The following is a 1,159-nucleotide window of genomic DNA, read 5'->3' as shown; positions in this document are numbered from 1 at the left end:
CTGGAACTGTATGACCTAAGTCCGGGGCGCCCAACTCGCGAGGCCGAATATCTCGGCGAGTCGGTCCTGGGTGGGAGTGGTCTCGGTGAGCATACGACGCGCCTTCGGGCGACCCCCACTCGAGGGATAGATCATCACGGTCTCCTGGATGCCGGTGCGCGGGAAGGCGACGGTCCCGTCTGACAACAGACGGTTACGGGTAGCGACCGGCACGCTGCCGTATCATGGGCCCAGCCCGCAGCCAGCCGGAGACACCAGCGAGGAGGCCCTCGTCATGAGCACTCCGGAAGTCGATCGTCCGTTGTACCCACCGCTGCGCCCCCCGGTCACCGCCGAGGAGCTCTTGGCCGCCAAGGGCACCCAGCCCATCCGGTCCCTCGACGACCTTGCCGCCGACACCTTCGACTCCGACGAGGAACTCGACGAGTTCCTCGCGTTCACCTATGCCGAGCGTCGACGCGACGTCGCCTGAGCCGCCGCCATGCAGCCTGTCGTCCTGGACACCGACGTCGTCTCCCTGAGCCACAAACGCAGGCTCGACGGGCCCGTGGCAACCCGTCTGATCGGCCGTCGACCCCTGATCACCTTCGTGACCTTCGGCGAGCTGACCAAGTGGACCGACCTGCGAGCCTGGGGCGGCCGCCGACGCCAGGAGCTCGCCGACTGGCTCTCCGGAATCCCCGTGCTGCCCGGCGACGAGGCAGTCGCCGCCGCCTGGGGCAGGCTCTCCGCGGACGCCACCCGGGCAGGACAGCCACGCCCGGTCAACGACATGTGGATCGCGGCCTGCTGCCTCACCCACAACCTGCCGCTCGCCACCTTGAACCTCAAGGACTACGCCTATTTCAAGGATCATCACGGTCTGCGGATCATCGGCGAGGAATAACGGCTGCTCGCCCACCGACGCGGAGTCCGGACCTACCAGACCTGAGGAACGCGTGTTCGAGTTGGCCCGCAAGGTGTCCGCCTACGCGTTCACTGGGCGTCGCCCCTGGTCAGGAGGCGCGTAGAGACCGGGTGGATGGTGATTTCGGGATTTTCAACCAAGATCAAGAGTTTCTTATTCTGGCGCGTTAGGTCCACCAGTCGAGCCTTGGGTGGGTGTCGCATGCGCTTCGACCTGGGCTTTTAGCGGTTCGCGACGACCCCGCCGCTGGGC

The 1,159-nt window shown here is 66.4% G+C and carries 3 protein-coding genes; all 3 read left to right on the top strand.

All coding sequences use genetic code 11. The annotated features are described in order from the left end of the window. A partial coding sequence (locus tag U9980_RS19220; RefSeq protein WP_322769190.1) for a hypothetical protein occupies positions 1-183 on the top strand: 183 nt, incomplete at its 5' end. A 91-nt stretch (positions 184-274) separates the two neighbouring features. Then, the gene (locus U9980_RS19215; protein ID WP_322769189.1) at positions 275-472 is read left to right on the top strand and encodes a hypothetical protein; all 198 of its coding nucleotides are present in this window, start codon (positions 275-277) and stop codon (positions 470-472) included. Between the two features lie 9 nt (positions 473-481). Further along, on the top strand, positions 482-886 hold the full coding sequence (locus U9980_RS19210; protein WP_322754842.1) for a type II toxin-antitoxin system VapC family toxin: 405 nt from the start codon (positions 482-484) through the stop codon (positions 884-886). The last annotated feature ends 273 nt before the right edge of the window (positions 887-1,159 follow it).

It is taken from the genome of Protofrankia sp. Cr1 (assembly GCF_963555865.1).
GTDB lineage: Bacteria > Actinomycetota > Actinomycetes > Frankiales > Frankiaceae > Protofrankia.
The sequence above is the reverse complement of the archived record's forward strand: the minus strand, read 5'-3'. Positions and strand labels throughout refer to the sequence as shown.